The sequence below is a fragment of the Microcystis sp. MC19 genome (genome assembly GCF_003019735.1).
Classification (GTDB): domain Bacteria; phylum Cyanobacteriota; class Cyanobacteriia; order Cyanobacteriales; family Microcystaceae; genus Microcystis.
Map to the genome: position 1 here is coordinate 4,925,221 of NZ_CP020664.1, position 18,732 is coordinate 4,943,952.

Here is an 18,732-nt window from a genome sequence, read left to right on the forward strand (position 1 = left end):
AAGGCTTAACGATTGGGGGCGGGGGGATTACTGGTATTATTATTAGGGCGTGGCTGATTTGCCGGGGGTTGATTGGGAGCATTTTGGTTACTATTTGCGCGGATAAAATCAATCGTTTCTTGGCTAGGAAAGAGGAGAATTTTAGTTAAAGCTTCATCGTTGCTTTGTTGTAGGGTGGCGATGACACTTTCTAGGGGAATAACATCAATTTTCACCGTGGCTGCTTCGGCGGGATTGGCTTTTTTATATTGTTCTGCCATTTGTAAAGCGGCGGCTTTTTCAAAGAAGAAAGGAATAAAATCCTGATTATTGCGACTGACCACTAGAAAATTACTCTCTTTTCCCGCTTTCGGCACAAATAAAGGGACACCACCTTGATATTGTTGACCTCTTTCACTGAGCAGTTTTTTCGCCGATTCTACTTCCGACTCTTTGGGAACAAAATCGATAATTAAACGATTTTGTTCGGTTTGACTGGTTTGCATCTTATAGACTTGTGCCAAGGAAACAGCCTGAACTTTAACTTTGCTGGCCACTTCAGGATTCTCTTTTTTCAGTCGTTCAAAAAAGTTTTCTGCGTCCTGCCGACTGATAAAAACTCCCGTGAATTTCTGTTCTTTTTCTCCCACGGCAATTAGGGGAACTCCTTGATCGTCGGCAATAGCGAAGACAGGTACAGACTGCAAGGTTCTGACGATTTGTTCTTCTGGTAAAGCGAGTGCTTTAGAATAGCTGCCCAGCAGCGAAGTCAACATTGTCGTTCCTACTAAACCAAGGGTTGCCGTCCAACGAATGAGAGATTTCATCAAAATAATTACCTCGTTATTACTATTAACCAATATTTGCCGTTAATCTGAAACTATATCGTCTGCTTAACCCCTCCGATCAGGAGTTTTCTGATGAATAACCAGCCCCGAAAGTTCCCTTTATTGGCTTGCTTCTGAACCATCATAGCTAAAAAGCTCCATATTTGGTGAGATGTGGTCGCAGCGGCGGCTAGGAAATAGGGGCAACTTAGGGGCTGATCTGGAGAATAATAGGAATTAATTGGATTTTTTAAGCTATATTTTCAAAAAAAATCGCTTTATCTACGGTTTAAGCTTGCTTTTGCCTTCATAAGCACCAACTTAAGCTCAAAAGCCATCCTCTTGTCTGAATCAGTTAGTCAACTGACCACCTTTTGATCTTGGCACTGCTAATGATTTTCCGAGAGATGGTGCGGATGGGCGATCGCTAACCGTAGCCATTGATAGGAAACTAGATTTAAAATCAGTCCGATAACCAATAAAATTGCCATGAGAGCGATTTGATACCAGGCGATCGGTCTGACCAGAAGATCGGCGATCAGATGGGCTAAATTCAAGACAGAATAGAGAATTGTCAACCAGAAATGGCCTTTTCTCAAGGAGCGACTTTCGCTAAAATTGACCCCGATAATCGCTAACATGGGCAGCAAAAAAAAGAGCAACATTCCCCAGAAAATCGGATCAAGATTGCTGGTTTGATGACTCTCGACGAGCGATTGACCATGGAAAAGCGGCATTAACCCCAGTTGGGTGTGAAATAGGGTTCCCAAGAGGAATGTTGTCCAGAGAGCGGCAATTTTTTCGGGATATTTCGCTGTTTTCACGGTAATTATCCTCTTAATCGGTTAATATAAAAGGTCGGGCTAGGTGAGAAAGTATTCTTCAATTTTTCCTAGTCACTTATCTATACATTCTAAAAAAAGTTTCTGTATTTAAAATTACTTTTTACAAAAAAACACAAAATAGTTTTTACTGCTGATCAGCCGTGGAGAAAGGCCGCTGCTATAGTGGTAAATTTAGCTAATTCTCAATCTAAAAATGTTATGACCACAACCACTTGCGAGAGTAACTCGATCTATCCCGTGCGTTGGCAAGATAATAAAGTCTGGCTGATCGATCAAACCCGTTTACCCATGGAGTATGGGGAAGTTGAGATCACCAGCAGTGAAGCCATGGCCCGGGCGATCGAAACGATGATTGTCCGCGGCGCCCCGGCCATCGGGGTGGCGGCTGCCTATGGTATGGTTTTAGGAGCGCAGGAAATTAAAACCGACCAGAAAGAGCAATTTCTGGCTGATTTAACTAGAATAGCCGATCGATTAGCTCAAACCCGGCCCACGGCGGTGAATTTATTCTGGGCGATCGAGCGAATGTTAAAAGTGGCCAGGGAAAGTGGCCCAGAAGTGGCAGTAATTACCAAAAATCTCCTGGAAACTGCCCACAATATCCAAAAAGAAGACGTGGAAACCTGTCGGGCGATCGGTCGCCATGGTTTATTGGCGCTGCCGGAGCAACCGGAAAAACTGACAATTTTAACCCACTGTAACACTGGTTCCCTGGCCACGGCCAGTTATGGTACTGCTTTAGGGGTAATTCGTTCCGCTTGGACAGCAGGAAGATTAATACAAGTGTATGCAGACGAAACCCGGCCACGGCTGCAAGGGGCAAAATTAACCGCCTGGGAATGTCTGCGGGAGGGAATCCCCGTCACCGTGATCACCGATAGCATGGCGGCCCACTGTATGCAGCAAAAACTGATCGATGCGGTGATTGTTGGGGCCGATCGCATTGCGGCCAATGGGGACACGGCTAACAAAATCGGCACCTATTCCCTTGCGGTGCTGGCAAAAGCTCATCATCTGCCTTTTTATGTGGCTGCCCCCCTATCGACGGTGGATTTTTCCCTTAAGGATGGTACGGGTATCCCGATCGAACAGCGCGATAGTGCCGAAATTTATCAGGTGGGAACCACTACCCTTTGCCCTAGAGATGTTAACTTTTATAACCCCGCTTTCGATGTTACTCCCGCCGCTTTAATTACCGCTATCATTACCGAAAAAGGAGCGGTAACACCGGCTGAATTAATTTTTTTACAGGATTCCTAGAGGGTAAGCTTTTTCGACAAGATACTCACTAAAATTAGAACGTAGGTTGGGTTGAAGCATGAAACCCAACGCCGGCATGGGTTACGCTACCGCTAACCCATCCTACAAATAATTTTGCCTCCTTGCTTAATAATCCTAATGAGTCTCCAAATGTATCCTTTTTTGAACGAAAATGCCTAAGTCCCAATGAGTCTCCAAATGTATCCTTTTTTGGACGAAAATGCCTAAGTCCCAATGAGTCTCCAAATGTATCCTTTTTTGAACGAAAATGCCTAAGTCCCAATAGGCTAAAAAATTAATTAAACCAGAGCTTGGTTCTATTCTAGGAAAATCCAAGCATCTCAAAGATAAGTAGGTGGGTGGAATTAAATATAAAATAAACGTAGGTTGGGTTGAAGCATGAAACCCAACGCCCGCATGGGTTATGCTACCGCTAACCCATCCTACAAATAATTGTGCCTACCTACTTATATTCTTCTTAAAATTATCTTGGCTCTTCTCGACTTTGTGTAATAATTTTTGCCGATCAAATTCTGAAATGTTTACTGGGAAAGACTTTTAGGGCTATGTTGTGAATAAATAAACTATCAGTATAGGCCTCGTTTCCACACAGAAACCAGAAAAGCCAAATCCTTGCATAATCGAGATTTGAATGATATTATAAAGAAATAATTAAAGCAGAAAATTCTGGGTGATTTGGGTAGATTTGAGTATATTTTAGGGGAGGCTAAGTATATTTGCCATCTCTGCTTTTAGTAAGTATCAATAAAATCAACCGGAAAAAGGGGATTGCCGAATGAAGAATAAGAAAGCGGAATTCAGAGAAGGAAGAAGGGAGTGAAGTCAATGTTAAGGAGCGGCTCTAATAATCGAACAGCCAAAATTATCCAATCATCGCCTAATTCGGCGAAACTGGTCAAAAAATATGGATAAAGTGCGGGTTATCGTTGTAGAAGATCACGATTTAACCCGCATGGGCTTAGTGGTGGCTCTCCAGCATCGGGAAGGTATTCAAGTGGTAGGGGAAGCGATCAGTGGATTACAGGGACTGAAACTGCTAGAGGAGACTAAACCCGATGTGGCGATCATCGATATAGGTTTACCCATGATCGATGGGATCGAGTTAGTGCGACGCTTCAAACAAAATTGGGGCGAAGACCCCCTGGCCACGAAAATCCTTATGCTAACCATGCACAAAACCCCAGACCTGATTTTAGCGGCTTTTGGTGCTGGGGCTGATTCCTACTGTATGAAGGATATTAGCATCGATAAATTAGTCGAGGCGATTTATTCCACCCACGAGGGCAATCCTTGGATCGATCCTGCGATCGCAGATGTGGTTCTGCAACAAGTGCGCCAAAATTTTGCCGTCGGTGTGGCTACCGGGTCGAAAACAGTGGTAATTCACGGCCTTGACCCAGAATATCGTCAATTATTGGAAAATGCGCCCCTAACGGAACGAGAGCTAGAAATTCTCGATCTGATTGTCGCCGGTTGTAGTAATGCCGAGATTGCCGAGCGACTCTATATCACCATCGGCACGGTGAAAACCCATGTCCGCAATCTCTTAAATAAACTCTCTGTGGATGATCGGACTCAAGCGGCAGTGCTGGCCCTGCGATCGGGATTAGTAGATTAAAAAAAACGGCATCCTACCCGGGTAGGATGCCGGCTCGCTCAAAACCAAAAACTAGACTTGGGCCACCACTTTTGCTTCGGCTGCCATTAGTTTTTCGTAGGTTTCACGCATTTTGAGACCGACCAATACTTGGAATAAACCCGTACCATTGGTGGAACCGGGATAATCCTTGTGTTTGAGCAGTAATTCCGTCATTTCACCGTAGTATTTAGTGCCAGTTTTGCTCAAATGGCTTTCGATGTAGATCATTTCTTCTAGGTTATCGAATTGACCATCTAGTTCCAGAATCGACACTTCATTGCCCAAGAAGCCATCTGGACCATAGTAGAGTTTAATACCGGGATAAGTGCAGGTCAATTTACGACCACAGGGCCGCCAATCGATGGTGGAACCTTCATCAAACAGATAAGCGGGTTCAAAGTTTTCTACCCCTTCTTTCTGGATTAAACGGACTCGCAGTAATTTACTTTCGTGATCTTCAAGTAATTTGGTGGGCAGCACTTGAATCACCACGTCAGCGTACTGTCTTTGGGGATCGATATAGGCACTGAAATCGGGTTTTCTAGAATTAATGGCCGCCATCACATCATCATAGGTGTGACCGCGCTCGGCCATATCCCGTTGAATTTTCCAGTTAACTTTGACTTCATCGCTAATATCGAGATAAACGCTGAAATCTAATAGAGACCGGACTCGTTCATCATATAAGGGGTGTAGTCCCTCGATCACGATTACCTTATTCGGTTCGATGATTTCGGGGGGATCGATCATCCCCGTTTCATGATTATAAATAGGTTTATTAATGGCTTGACCTCCCTTGAGAGCTTTAATCTGCTCATACATTAGGTCAAAGTTATTCGCTTTCGGATTGAGTGCGGTGACACCCACCTCTTTTCTCTGTTTGCGATCGAGGCAATGGTAGTCATCTAAACAGATCACTGTCATAAACTCGGCCCCGAATAAATCGGTCAAACGACGTAAAAAAGTAGATTTCCCACAACCGGAGTCCCCAGCTACACCGATTAGAACCACGCGTTCCGGCTTATTGGCCATAGTTTCCCTCTAAATACACAACTAATTGTTAACCCTATAGTATTTGACATACCCCACGCCGTAAACGGACGTGGATTCTTCTCGCATCACTGCTGAGAATTTCTGGCTCAACGAGTCCACTTGAATTAGATTCCTGGCGAAATCCAACCCAGAGGTGGTTCTCTCCTCAGACTTTCGCGACCTTACAGAAGCCTGTTCTCGTATGCCCTACGATACAGTTCAAAACCTCTAAAATAATTGGTTTCTTTGGTACTTGACGCTGAGAGCTTTTCCCTATAGGAGCATTCCCCTATAGAACCCCATAACTCTAGTTTTCAAGGTGCGTTCATCGGTTGATGACTGGGTTTTTTAAGCGGTTGCTTACCCTGCCCGCTATTCTTGATATCATACATCATATCAAGTCCCCCTAAAAGGGCGGGGCTTTAAACCCAATTTTTCGGTAATTAAACCTGACTCTGGATCCAGCAGTACCCCGCCGCCAGAAATTTCTGCTGCTGACAGGTTTGGCAAGAGCCCCACGCTAGAATGAGTAGGTATTTAATACTAGATTCTCTGTTCAGATCATACCAGAATCAGTGACCAAAATCAGTTATCAGTTATCAGTTATCAGTAAACAGTGATCAGTGAAAGGACAGCACTGTTAAGTAGGGATTGCTGAATAAATCTAAAAACCTTGTTGGATAAGGCTTTTAGACTTTTTTTCCCTGAAAAAGTGCCGACCATTGGAGTGATTGGGGGGAAAATTCAGGTAATTTTTCCCTGAAAATTAGGTAATTGACCACCTGAAAATGGGTAAAACCCCACACCCCACACCCTGCCCCTAGGAAAAGCTTTTTGCCGCAAACCCTATTTACTCCTCCTTACTGAAAACCCATATCTGATAACTGCTAACTGATCACTGATCACTGATTACTGAGAGGGTGCGGTGGATGTGGAGAAATTTAGTCATTTCCTCCGCTGCTAGGGGACCACTGATGCGATTGCCTTGCATTCTCTCACAACCTAATTCTTGCAGGATTTCTAATTGTTGCTGGGTTTCTACTCCCTTGGCGATCGCTATTAAGTTAAAACCTTTCGCTATCGCCAACAATGACGCGATAAAACGGGTATCTTGGGGATTATTAGTCAGGTTTTTCGTTAAAGATTGCTCTATTTTCAGTTTTTTCACGGGAAATTGACCGAGATAGGCGATCGATGCGTAACCGCTGCCAAAATCATCGAGGGTGATACTAATACCCAATTTCTGCAAATCCCCAAGAATTCGACTGGTTTCGCGGCTATTTTCCAGTAAACTTGTCTCGGTTATTTCCATCTCCAGAAAGAAAGGCCCGATTTTGCTTTCAGTCAAGACTTCTTTGAGGATGGTGAGCAACTGGGGATCCCGCAATTGGTGTGGGGAGAGATTGATCGAGAGGGGAGTGTATAATAATCCCCGCTGCTGCCATATTTGTGCCTGTTGACAGGCATTTTTCAGTACCCAACGATTAAGCTCAAAGATTAACTCGCTTTCTTCGACTAAGGGTAAGAAACGATGGGGAGCGATTAATCCGAATTGAGGGTGTAACCAGCGCAATAATACCTCTAACCCTTCCACTTGTCCCTGAGTAATATTAACTTGCGGTTGATAGTAAAGAGCTAATTCATTATTTCTGATGGCCTGATAGAGAAAATATTCAACTTTAGAACTACGAGGGTTTTTAGGTTGAACATTAACTGACTCTATCCTGGAGTTATTATTGATATTATTCTTGACCGCTACTAAATTTTCCTCCAGTTTCTGTAAAATTACTTTTCTATCTGTGCCGACGGAGGGACAGATAACTGAACCTAAATTTAATCGCACGGCTAGGGAGTGATTTTCGATTTCGTAATTCTTTTCTAGGTTTTTAATAATTCTTTGACTAACTTTTTCCAGATCATTAGCATTATTAATTTGTGGCAGCAGTATAATAAATTCGTCCCCTCCCCAACGAGCGACGATATCCCCTGATCGCAAATTTTTTCTTAACCGTTCACTGACGATTTTTAAGAGCTTATCTCCCAGTCGATAACCTAGTCGATTGTTGACATTCCTTAGCCCCTCTACGTCCACTAATAACAGACCGAGCAGTTGATTAGTTTTCTGGGCATTATTAATAGCATTTGACAGATATTCATTAAAGAGAGAATGGTTAGGCAAATCCGTGAGATCATCGAGGAAAGATTCGTCTTGAGTCCTGTGATCAAAACTAATAGTCTGGGATGGGGAATGATGGAGAATTAAGGTACTTTTGGCGTGGAAGTTATTCTGGCTATAATTGGCTTCATTTTCCGTCAGATCAACTCTTAACTGTCCCAAACTTTTAACAGGTGCTTGCTCTATTCTTTCTTGATTAGCTATTAAATGAAAACTGGCATTTATCTCACAACCAAAGTTAATTAAATCCCCATCTTTTAATTCATGAACTAAGCATTTAGCACCATTAACATAAAGACCATTATGACTTTTATTTCCCTCTAAATCCCCATCCAGAATCCAATAGGAAAAATTTTGGCGATCAATACTCTTTTTAATTAAAGTCGCATGATAGCGAGACGCGTGTTTAGAGCGAAGAACAATTTGATTATCGGACTTACGGCCGAGAGAATATTTTACGTCTTCTAGGGTAATTGTTCTTCTCCCTTGCGGATCTTCCACAATGAGGAGATAACGGGAATTGGATGAACCATTAATCATTTTTTCGGTGCCTCGACAAAATATAAGTTAATATGCTCCCTCAAAAGTCATGGCTTATTCGTCTTTAACTTAATTTATTTTCTCAATAAAGTGTTAGGTGTGATTCGGAACAGCTACTTAACAGGAATTGCGTCACATCTTCTGGTTTTAAGGCTGAGTCAACCAAAATCCTTGTACTTCTTCCAATTCTGTCCTAGGCCGATTATAGTCGATAACATGGCTAAATGCTCGGTTTTTTACGGTAAAGATTAGATAAAGGTTAGATCGATCTTCAAACTGTCGAGGGGATATTTATCAATATAACTTAAGAAGGAATAGCCGGCATCAAAATTATCTAAAACTAACTGTACCCCCAATTCCTTCGCTTCAAGCTGACCCCGCTCCCAGGCAGTCTGAACGAGTAATTTAGCTAGTCAACAGCTGACCGACAATCGGCAATTATCGGTCATCCTCAAACCAGTACAAATGTATGAACAACCCCCGGCAGCATCCCACTTGCCCCTAGACCTCTTGCAAAAATCAAAAATCTGACCTTAGGTGAGGAGTCAGGAGCCAGTAGTCAGGAGTCAGCAGAATTAAGAATGAGCATTAATCAATTAAATGCTCTATTTAGAGATTTTATGCAATTTTATGTCTATTTTTCTCATTTTTGCACTCTCGAAAATTAATTATGCAAGAACTCTACTTGCCACTTCCCCACGGTGGGGGGTAGAATCCCCCAAGAGTCCAAGATTAAGTGATAAAATCAGAAATAACGCCCAATTTTAGCAGAGATTTTCCCTTTAAAAATTCTCACTTAGTCAGTTTCAAAAATGAGATGTACCCCCGAGGAGTTCTCCCTATGGATAGCAACCGATTAATCGAAGAATTAAAAAATCCCGACTTTTATCCTCATGCAGTAAAAATTCCCGTTGAAATTATTCAAACCCATGCTTCAATTATCTTCTTGACGGGAGATTATGCCTATAAAGTCAAGAAACCAGTTAATTATAATTTTTTGGATTTCTCCACTTTAGAAAAGAGAAAATATTATCTAGAACAGGAACTAGAGTTAAATAAAAAAATAGCCGCCAATATCTATCGGGAAGTTTTGTCAATTAATGAAGAACAGGGTAGCATAAGTTTAAATGGCAAAGGAAAGGTGATCGAATACATTTTAAAAATGAATCAGTTTCCCCAAGAATGTTTACTGAGTAAAATTTTTGAACGGGGAGAACTAACGGAAAAAGCGATCGAGTCTTTGGCTGAAAAGGTGGCACAATTTCATCGGCAAGCTCTGACTAATTCCTATATTACTCAGTTTGGCAATTTGGAAATTGTTAAACAAGCTTTTGATGAAAACTACCAACAAACCGAGAAATATATTAATTTTGTCCAAACCCAAAAACAATACGATGAAACAAAAGCTTATACAGATAAATTCTTCGCAAAACACCAAGATTGGTTAGAGGAAAGACAAATAAAAGGGATGATTCGTGAATGTCACGGCGACTTACATTTAAATAATATCTGTCAGTGGCAGGGAGAAATACAATTATTTGACCGCATAGAATTTAATGAATCTTTTCGCTTCGTTGATGTCATGTATGATCTTGCTTTTACAGCCATGGATTTAACCGCTAGGGGGAGAGAAGATTTCGCTAATTTATTTGTCAATACTTATTTAGAACAAACCGCCGACTGGGAGGGTTTAAAAGTCTTGCCTCTCTACCTGACTAGACAAGCTTATGTGAGGGCAAAAGTCAATAGTTTTCTGCTTGATGGTGAGACTTTTTCCGAGAAAATTAAAGCCAATGCACAGGATTATTATCAATTAGCTTGGCAGTACACCCAACCGCAGAAACCGAGATTAATTCTGATGTCGGGATTTTCTGCATCGGGTAAAAGTACCATAGGGAAAGTAATTGCTAAAAATCTTAATGCTATTCAGATTCGTTCCGATGCAGTTCGCAAACATTTGGCTGGAATTGACTTAAATCAAACAGGAAGTCTAGATATATATAGTCTCGAAATGAGTCAAAAAACCTTCGCTAGACTGGCGGAATTAGCCAGAATTTTAATAGCTTTAGGTTATCCAGTTATTCTCGATGCACGCTACGATAAATATGCTTGGCGAGAACCCTTATTAACCTATGCCCAAAATTTACAGATTCCTTTTCATATTGTCCATTGTCACGCACCTATAGAAGTTTTAAAACAACGGATTGCCGCTAGAAAAGGCGATATTTCTGATGCTACTATCGAGGTTTTAAATGCCCAAATTGAGCAAACAGAACCTTTTAATGAAAAAGAACAACCCTATCTAATTTCCCTAGACACTACTAACCCCAATTGGCCAGAATTTTTAGAGAGTCAATTAGCTAAATAGCTTGAGATGCACCCAATGATATAGCCATTCTTATAAAGTAGCAAGAAGGAGAAGCGATGGAAACTGTAGTGTTAAATCTAGAGACAGTTAATTTGACTGATGAACAATTTTATCATCTCTGTCAGGACAATCAAACATGGAATTTAGAACGTAATCAGAAAGGAGAATTATTAATTATGCCTCCCGTGGGTGGAAATACTGGTAAACAAGAAGCTAATTTGATTGTTAAAGTGGGGGTATGGAACGAGCAAACTCAACTTGGTGAGGTGTTTAGTTCTTCGACAATTTTTCGTTTACCAAAGGGAGGCTATCGTTCTCCTGATGTTGCTTGGATAAAACGGGAGAGATGGGAAGCTTTAAGCGCAGAAGAGCGAGAAAAGTTCCCCCCTTTATGTCCCGATTTTGTGATTGAATTACGTTCTCGTACTGATTCCTTAACCTCTTTACGCGAAAAGATGCGCGAATATTTAGCCAGTGGTTTACGTTTGGGTTGGTTGATTAATCCGCAACAGCAGCAGGTGGAAATCTACCGACTAAATGATGGTGTGGAAATTATTAATTTACCTGCTACTTTATCTGGGGAAGATGTCTTACCCGGATTTGTTTTGCATTTAACCTAAGAAGGATTGAGTACCCAGACAGAATTAATTACACATATTTTTCCCTGAACTGATAACTGATACAGCAGTTCTGGCGTTCCCTAAAACCAGAGACTTCCCACCTCACCATTAAGATAACTGCTATGAGTTATAGTGTATAAAGTAGCAAAAAGTAGAAGTGATTATGGAAACTGTAGTGTTAAATATCGAGACAGTTAATCTGACCGATGAACAATTTTATCATCTCTGTCAGGACAATCAAACATGGAATTTAGAACGTAATCAAAAAGGAGAATTATTAATTATGCCTCCCGTGGGTGGAAATAGTGGTAATCGAGAAGCTGATTTAATTGCTGATGTAACGATTTGGAATCGTCAAAGTAATTCTGGTAAAGTCTTTAGTTCTTCGACAATTTTTCGTTTACCAAAAGGAGGATATCGTTCTCCTGATGTTGCTTGGATAAAACGGGAGAGATGGGAAGCTTTAAGCGCAGAAGAGCGAGAAAAGTTCCCCCCTTTATGTCCCGATTTTGTGATTGAATTACGTTCTCCTAGCGATTCTTTAACTTCTTTACGGGACAAGATGCGCGAATATTTAGCCAGTGGTTTACGTTTGGGTTGGTTGATTAATCCTCAACAGCAGCAGGTGGAAATCTACCGACTAAATGACGGTGTGGAAATTATTAATTTACCTGCGATTTTATCCGGGGAAGATGTCTTACCCGGATTTGTTTTGCATTTAACCTAAGAAGGATGACAGGGAATAACAAAGGGAATGAGACACAATCAGGATATCTCTATTTTGTCAAGACATTTCCAGAAAAGCGATCGATTGTCAGCTTGAAGGTGTATAATCTCTCAAAGGCCAGCATCAAGCTACAAAGTTCTCAATATATCCCAAAAAAACCATCAGGATTTCAGGAACAGATGCTCTGGCTTCTTCTTCAAATAAAGAGGAAACTCTCAGCCACAACATTGATATTTGTCAATAATGTCCCCTAAAATTTTCAATCATCACTTTACTCCCCTCAAATCCCTCTCTCTGGGATTATTTCTCCTACAAGCTTTCACTCCCCTTACCCTAGCGGCCCCCCCGCGAGAACCGGATCAAACCGTCGGCTGTGATATTCTGGTGGTGGGTGGTGGTTTAGCCGGTGCCGGTGCAGCCTACGAAGCCTTATTATTAGGAAAAACCGTCTGTTTAACCGAGATTACTGACTGGGTGGGGGGACAGATATCTTCTCAGGGAACCTCCGCATTAGATGAAAGACGCACACAAAGAGAAAAATTATTTTTCCCGAAAGGTTATCTAGAATTTAGGGAAAGAATTAGAAAGCATTACGGCAAACAAAACCCCGGGGAATGTTGGGTAAGTGGGTCTTGTTTTTTCCCTTTTGATGGACATAAATTATTATTTCAACAGTTAGAAGACGCTGCCAAAAAAGGCAAAGGAACCCTGAAATGGTTTCCCTCCACGGTAGTCAAAGAATTAAATATTGAAACTTTACCCAATCGCGGCACCGGTCAACAGATTACCAGTGTAATTGCCATTCAACATAGTCCCGCAAAAGGTACTCCTCCCCTAAATACCGAGTTTTTATCGCAAAAAATGGAGGATATCTATCGCTACGAAAATTCTCCCCGTTTTGATAAAAAAATCCTCCGTTTTGTCTCCAAATCCTCCCAACCGAATCAATTAGCAGATTGGTATGTGATTGAAGCGACCGAAACCGGAGAAATCATCGGATTATCAGATATTCCCTACCGTTTAGGGGTCGATAAGCGCAGTTATCTCGAACCTTCTTCCTCTAGTGTCACTGGCGACCCCTACTGTACCCAAGGCTTTACCTATACCTTCGCCATGGAGGAAACAGAAAAACCACAAACCCACGAGAAACCCGTTTATTACGAACGCTATGCCCCCTATTTTAGCTATGAATTGCCGCGATTAGCCGATTTTGACCTAGTTTTCACCTATCGTCGTATTTGGAGTCCGCAACTGGGTAAAGAGAAAACCTTTGGGGGAATTACTTTTACCGAACCCGTCCCGGGGGATATCTCCATGCAGAATTGGACTTGGGGAAATGATTATCGTCCGGGGACTGCAAAGGATAACTTTATCTACACCCGTGAACAGTTGCAAGAGTTAGGACAGTTATCTCCCGGGGGATGGATGGGAGGATTACGCACAGAAACCCTCGCAAGGGGCGAAGAACACGCCATTTCCTACTATTATTGGTTAGTAGAAGGGATCACCGATTCCCAGTTAGGGGACGGGGTAAAAGTTCCCCATTTGAATAACCGTTATCTGTCTGGTTTTGATTCTCCCATGGGAACTGCCCACGGTTTGTCAAAATATCCCTATATTCGGGAAGCAAGACGGATTATCGGTCGTCCTTCCCTGACTTTCCCCACTGGTTTTACCGTCACAGAAATCGATATTTCCCGACAAAATTTTCAAAGCGATTTCTATCGTCAAAATCTTTCCCCGGCAGAATATCGGCGCTTAATTGCCACCTTGGCAGGATTAGAGGGATTTTCCGTACTTGATGGCACATTATCCCCCGATCAGGCCGTTAAACGCAAGCGATCGACTATTTACCCCGATTCCGTCGGTATCGGCCACTATGCGATTGATTTTCATCCCTGCATGACGGAACATCCCCCCGAAAAACCGGGTAATACAGAAAAAGCAGGAGAAAGACAGGGACAGGGCCAAGCTTACCCCTTCGAGATCCCTTTAAGGGCTATAATTCCCCAAAAAATCGATAATTTACTGATAGCGGGTAAAAGTATCGCTCTCAGTCATATTGCCGCAGCCGCCTATCGTGTCCATTCCTTCGAGTGGTCTTCCGGGGTAGCTGCCGGCATCACGGCAGTGTATGCTTTAAATAATAATGTACTGCCCTATCAATTAGTAGAAAGTGATTTTCTCATCGGCAATCAACAATTGCGAGAATTACGGCAAAAAATCGACGCTAGTGGTAATCCCACTGTGTTCCCCGATGCCTCAATTTTCCGGTCGATGGATAATTGGTATTAATTAGGGTCTGCTGAAAAAGTTTGTTGGTGGGGTTAGGAGTCAGTAGCCGGTCGTCAGTAGCCGGTCGTCGGGAGTTTCAGGCTTTTTTGCCCTCTCTTTTTGTGCCAATTTTGTACTATAAGAAGGATAATGCAAGGTTTTTGATGGTCCCAATCCGATTTTCGCAGCATGAACATCGGATTTTAACAGGTCAAAAGCCTTATTTTAAAAGGGTTTTACCATTATTCAGCAAGCCCTAATTAACCAGAGTTCGGGATAAAATCGAGTGTTTTTGGAAAATTATCTAAAAATTTGACCAGTTATACCAGTATTTTTCTAATTCTGGGTAATGCTCGCCCACCAATTCGCCAGAGGATGTTCTCGCGGGGGTGAATATCGTCCTTTGACTCGAACCGATTTGAGAACGTTTTTCAAATCTTGATCGCTAATCTTATTTTTTTCCGCCCAATATTGCAGAATTTCAGGAGTCGAGAGGATCTCTAGGTTTGGTTTTTCCCGTCGAAATAAGTTCGTTGCCTGTTTGTCATCCGTCGCAATTGCCCAGCCTCTGGAAATAGCGATCGCTCCGCTTGCCGACTCTCCATCATCTTTTAAAATAGCGACATAATTGACAAAAAGATCAGTTTCTGATTCGGATTCAAAATCAACAATTTGGATGATTTTGTTTTTAACCGATTCATCTAGCTGGAGTCTGTCACTTTCTTCAAAGCGATCGAAGTTAATCAATTCCTCTTCCCAAACTGTTTGCGCGATTGTAATTTGAGTGGGAATAGCCGTAATGATTTCTAAAAAACAACCAGAAGCTATCAGATTAAAAACACAACAGGCATCGAAAACAATAGGGGAGGATCGCTTCAGCATAAGGTTAATAGCCTCTCCCCTACTTATTTGATTTTAGTTAAATCAATATCTCTGTAGTCTTCGGTTAATTCCTGTGATGGTTCACGCAATATCTCGGCGAGCCGACGAGCTTCTAGGCGATCAACACCTAAAAAATGAGCGAAAGCACCTTCAGTAATTAGTTCTCGATTGTAAGCCTCGATCGCTAAATGTTGATAATGAGTAGGAGTTAAATCGTAGGATCTATTAGGATTATTTTCTAAGCCTAGTTCCTGTTGCGCTTTTCGGATTTTAAATCCACTATCCTTTAATCTGTTATAAGTACCCGATGGCAGCAATTGCATTTCTTCCAATCGATAGCATAGTGCTTGTATCGAAACACCGTAGTAATGAGCTAAGGTAATTAAATGGGTAGGAGTAAATTTACCTTGTGATCGTTTAATGTCATTATAACGTTTCAGTAAGCTACTGGTGGGCATGAGAAAATATTTCGGAAAAGCTTCCGCCAATTGTTCACTTTTAGGCATTCTTTGATATTCATCGAGATAATCAATCACGGGTTGATAACGATGGGCTAAAAAATGTAGATAACCGTGGGCTAATGACCACAGTTGACGTTCTCGCGGGTGATTAGCGTTAATTGCGATACAAGCTCCTATGGTTTCATTGTAACTGTACATTTCTGAGCATTTCGATTGGGAAGGCATGGGCAGATAAAAAATTCTGATTCCCACTTCTTGCTCTAAAATATCTCGTAATAGCGAAATCGGTTTATCTCCTAAACCTAATCGTTGTCTTTCGGCATTGGCGATACTTTCGGCGATAATATTAATGGGAAAAGTATCATCTAGATGATATTCGGGGGGATAGTTACGGGGTAAAGGCGACTTCATTAGTTCTTCTAATTCAAGGTAATTTTGACAGAATTCTTGGAAGCGCAAGATCACAGACTGTATTTCCGTTTTTTCCGCTTCACCACGACGAGAAGCGGAACGAAATTGTACCTCGAAAGATTCAATCGGAGGGGTTAAGACAAGAAAATCACTAACATTTTTACCGTAAGTGCGAGCGAGTTTTACTAATTCTGAGGATTTGAGACGGCGCTCCCCTTTTTCAATCGCGACTAGGGTTGTCCGCGCCACCTCGATAATTTTTGCCGCCGCTTCTTGCGTCATGCCGCGCTGTTCTCTCGCTTGTTTGAGTCGTTTTCCTAAGTCGTTGAGATTAATGCGATCGAGGATATTATTCGTCATGATTGTAATTCTCGATTTTCGTTAAATAAAGTTAGTTTTTATAGCCTGTATTACAATAAGGATGGGTAACTTGTCCATTATCTACATTTGCCGAACCTCCATCTCGTTTGCGTTTTTTATGATCGATGGAAATAGAGTTACAGTGAATCAGTCCGTTGCAAATTTGACAACGCGGAGCTTGTGAAAATGTTTCCAAGATAAAAATTTCACTCTTTTGGTCTTGACTAAAATTTTGTGATACTGCTGATGTTGAAGTTGGCAAATCATGGCTATATCCGATTTTTAAGTAATTAAAATTATTATTTACAATATCTTCTAGAATAAAATCTATTTTTTTATTACTCTTTAAACCTTCAACAATTTTCAACCAAAACTCAGCAATAGGTCTATAGCTTTTTTGAACAGAGCGATATTTGCTCATGATTTGGGAAACTAAGTAATTATAGTCAAATAAAAATTGCTCAAATTCTGCTCGGATATTTATGAAGCCATTTAAATGCTTTGTTTCTACTAGCTTGATAACAAAATAAACAGTTGCGAGAAAAGAAACCGTACGGTATCTTCCGGATCGAGAATAACAATACAGTAACGGATGTAAGCCAAGAGACGAAGGATGATTACTATTAAACCGTTGAGCAACTTTTTTAGCTTGTTTCAAAAAATTTATCGTTGTTTCTCCTGTTTCATCATTCTCAATATTTGGATTTTCATCTTCAACATGATTGGCAATATTAACAAAAGTGAGAATCATGGATAAGGTTTCATTAGAGTATAGCTTTCCGCACACTGGCAAATCTAAAGTTTTAATAGGAGTTTGTAGAGGTGGTTTAAATAGTATATTGTTAATCTCTTTAGCCAGTTCTTGTACTTGACACTGCTTTTCCTTAGAAAAGCTTGACCAATATTTATGCCCCGTTCCACTATTTATAATTGCTCGTGTTGCAATACTGTTTGGCTTTCTTCTAGATCTCAACAGCTTAATTTCAGTTGTATCAAGCGGAGTAGATTGTTGATTTATTTTAAAAAAAGAATCTTCAGCTTTTTCTGAATTTCCTTCAACCCATTGAAGCTGAATGGCTAATACTCCTAGCTCTCTAGCATTATTGACAATATCATCCCTAACTTTATCTGGGTTTTCTAAAGCTAGTTTGAAGTTCTGATACGATCCAACTTTTTTATCGATCAGTTTTCTGGTTCTATCGGCTATATTTAATTGTTCATCAGGAACAATACCATTATAAAAAGGCTTTGATATTAAACCATCTCCGTAGTCATCATTTACCCACGCTATCAATGAACTTAATCGATGACTGCCATCTATAACAAAAATTAATCCACTTTCACTACGCCATAAAATAATAGCTGGGATCAAATCACCTTCTACGAAACTTTTAATAAACTGACATACTCGTTCTTCATCCCATTCATTCGTCTCTCTTTGAAAGTCGGGCTTACGAACAGCGGGAAAAAAAAATGAATCAGGTGTAATATCCCTAATAGCGATAGACTCTATTTTCTTAATTGCTTTAGTGCTGGCTTTGATTTCAAAGTCTTCTCGCGGAATTAAAGCATCCAGATTAACTTTAACCATAAGTCTGTCGTGCGGGTAGAGAAAGGTAATAATGTCGTACAGGCGATCTCTTAATATATTAACTCTTTTATGCTGACATTGTTAGAAATTTATGGGTTTTTTGCAGGGTGAGAGCATCTCAAAAGCTATTGACAATTGGCCAATTTTGTGGTCCGCGTGGGTATTTCAGGTGATACCAGTCAATCAGAATAGTTACGAAATCTTAACATTTGGTCGATTTTTGCTTAACAATTGAGATGGCAAATTCTCCTCAAATATTCCTGAATCGTCCTCTGGGTAAGCAACTCACACAAAGTTCATTTTGTCAAGGATTGTTAAGATGCGCTTGCCCTGGGGTTTTTGGGGTTAAATGTCAGTTCTGGGTACTAACCAATCGAAAAAACAGTTTTTTAAAATCGATTTTGTCAACTTTTCCTTTTTTAGGGATAAATTTCAGACAATACCTGCAAAAAAAAAAACATAATTCATAAGACTTGCATGAGTAGAAAACGGGTTTCTCCGAGAAACCCGTTTTCTGTGCGTTACTCAACGGATTTAGTATAACTTGTGATCACTCTCGAAAGCAAAATCGGATTATCGCTATAATCCGAAGGATAAAGTTATCGCACTCGTTTTCCTTTTCCAGATTCTCGCGATACCTTTTAATTAGCATTTTTAGGGGTTGGGACTAACAACCCCTAATTGTTAGACAAGCTATTGATAATCGCTTCTAGAGAAAA

The 18,732-nt window shown here is 41.0% G+C and carries 14 protein-coding genes; 6 read left to right on the plus strand and 8 right to left on the minus strand.

Going from position 1 to position 18,732, the window contains the following annotated elements:
- Positions 1 to 5: 5 nt before the first annotated feature.
- Both B5D77_RS25110 and B5D77_RS25115 read right to left on the minus strand, forming a co-directional pair.
- Positions 6 to 806, minus strand: a complete 801-nt coding sequence (locus B5D77_RS25110; RefSeq protein WP_008200214.1) for a Tic22 family protein — start codon at positions 804 to 806, stop codon at positions 6 to 8.
- A 389-nt stretch (positions 807 to 1,195) separates the two neighbouring features.
- Positions 1,196 to 1,630, minus strand: coding sequence for a hypothetical protein (locus B5D77_RS25115; RefSeq protein WP_106909893.1), 435 nt, complete (start codon positions 1,628 to 1,630; stop codon positions 1,196 to 1,198).
- Between the two features lie 219 nt (positions 1,631 to 1,849).
- Here B5D77_RS25115 and mtnA point away from each other — a divergent pair, with 219 nt between their 5' ends.
- Both mtnA and B5D77_RS25130 read left to right on the plus strand, forming a co-directional pair.
- Positions 1,850 to 2,911: an S-methyl-5-thioribose-1-phosphate isomerase gene (mtnA, locus tag B5D77_RS25120; protein ID WP_008200219.1), complete on the plus strand. Its 1,062-nt coding sequence runs from the start codon at positions 1,850 to 1,852 to the stop codon at positions 2,909 to 2,911.
- A 925-nt stretch (positions 2,912 to 3,836) separates the two neighbouring features.
- The gene (locus B5D77_RS25130) at positions 3,837 to 4,550 is read left to right on the plus strand and encodes a response regulator transcription factor (protein ID WP_106909895.1); all 714 of its coding nucleotides are present in this window, start codon (positions 3,837 to 3,839) and stop codon (positions 4,548 to 4,550) included.
- Between the two features lie 51 nt (positions 4,551 to 4,601).
- On the opposite strand, the gene B5D77_RS25135 is transcribed toward B5D77_RS25130, so the two are convergent.
- The 3 genes from B5D77_RS25135 to B5D77_RS28260 form a co-directional block, all read right to left on the minus strand.
- Complete coding sequence (locus B5D77_RS25135; protein WP_002750016.1) at positions 4,602 to 5,603, minus strand: phosphoribulokinase; 1,002 nt, start codon at positions 5,601 to 5,603, stop codon at positions 4,602 to 4,604.
- Between the two features lie 895 nt (positions 5,604 to 6,498).
- Positions 6,499 to 8,319: an EAL domain-containing protein gene (locus B5D77_RS25145; protein ID WP_008200231.1), complete on the minus strand. Its 1,821-nt coding sequence runs from the start codon at positions 8,317 to 8,319 to the stop codon at positions 6,499 to 6,501.
- 248 nt (positions 8,320 to 8,567) lie between these two features.
- Positions 8,568 to 8,675 carry an EAL domain-containing protein gene (locus B5D77_RS28260; RefSeq protein ID WP_106909896.1) on the minus strand — a complete coding sequence of 36 codons (108 nt, stop codon included), beginning with the start codon at positions 8,673 to 8,675 and terminating at the stop codon, positions 8,568 to 8,570.
- 485 nt (positions 8,676 to 9,160) lie between these two features.
- Here B5D77_RS28260 and B5D77_RS25155 point away from each other — a divergent pair, with 485 nt between their 5' ends.
- The 4 genes from B5D77_RS25155 (at position 9,161) to B5D77_RS25175 (ending at position 14,329) form a co-directional block, all read left to right on the plus strand.
- Positions 9,161 to 10,687, plus strand: a complete 1,527-nt coding sequence (locus tag B5D77_RS25155; RefSeq protein WP_106909897.1) for a bifunctional aminoglycoside phosphotransferase/ATP-binding protein — start codon at positions 9,161 to 9,163, stop codon at positions 10,685 to 10,687.
- A gap of 56 nt (positions 10,688 to 10,743) precedes the next feature.
- Positions 10,744 to 11,307, plus strand: a complete 564-nt coding sequence (locus B5D77_RS25160) for a Uma2 family endonuclease (protein ID WP_008200234.1) — start codon at positions 10,744 to 10,746, stop codon at positions 11,305 to 11,307.
- 163 nt (positions 11,308 to 11,470) lie between these two features.
- Positions 11,471 to 12,034, plus strand: a complete 564-nt coding sequence (locus tag B5D77_RS25165; RefSeq protein ID WP_106909898.1) for a Uma2 family endonuclease — start codon at positions 11,471 to 11,473, stop codon at positions 12,032 to 12,034.
- Positions 12,035 to 12,277: 243 nt separating this feature from the next.
- Positions 12,278 to 14,329: an FAD-dependent oxidoreductase gene (locus B5D77_RS25175; RefSeq protein ID WP_106909899.1), complete on the plus strand. Its 2,052-nt coding sequence runs from the start codon at positions 12,278 to 12,280 to the stop codon at positions 14,327 to 14,329.
- A 315-nt stretch (positions 14,330 to 14,644) separates the two neighbouring features.
- Here B5D77_RS25175 and B5D77_RS25180 read toward each other — a convergent pair whose 3' ends face one another.
- From B5D77_RS25180 to B5D77_RS25190, 3 genes are read right to left on the minus strand one after another with little or no spacing between them, the layout of a single operon-like run.
- Positions 14,645 to 15,190: a hypothetical protein gene (locus B5D77_RS25180; RefSeq protein WP_008200241.1), complete on the minus strand. Its 546-nt coding sequence runs from the start codon at positions 15,188 to 15,190 to the stop codon at positions 14,645 to 14,647.
- A gap of 23 nt (positions 15,191 to 15,213) precedes the next feature.
- A complete protein-coding gene (locus B5D77_RS25185; RefSeq protein ID WP_008200242.1) occupies positions 15,214 to 16,422 on the minus strand; it encodes an XRE family transcriptional regulator in 1,209 nt (402 codons plus the stop codon).
- Between the two features lie 31 nt (positions 16,423 to 16,453).
- A complete protein-coding gene (locus tag B5D77_RS25190; protein WP_008200245.1) occupies positions 16,454 to 18,013 on the minus strand; it encodes a DUF262 domain-containing protein in 1,560 nt (519 codons plus the stop codon).
- Positions 18,014 to 18,732: the final 719 nt, after the last annotated feature.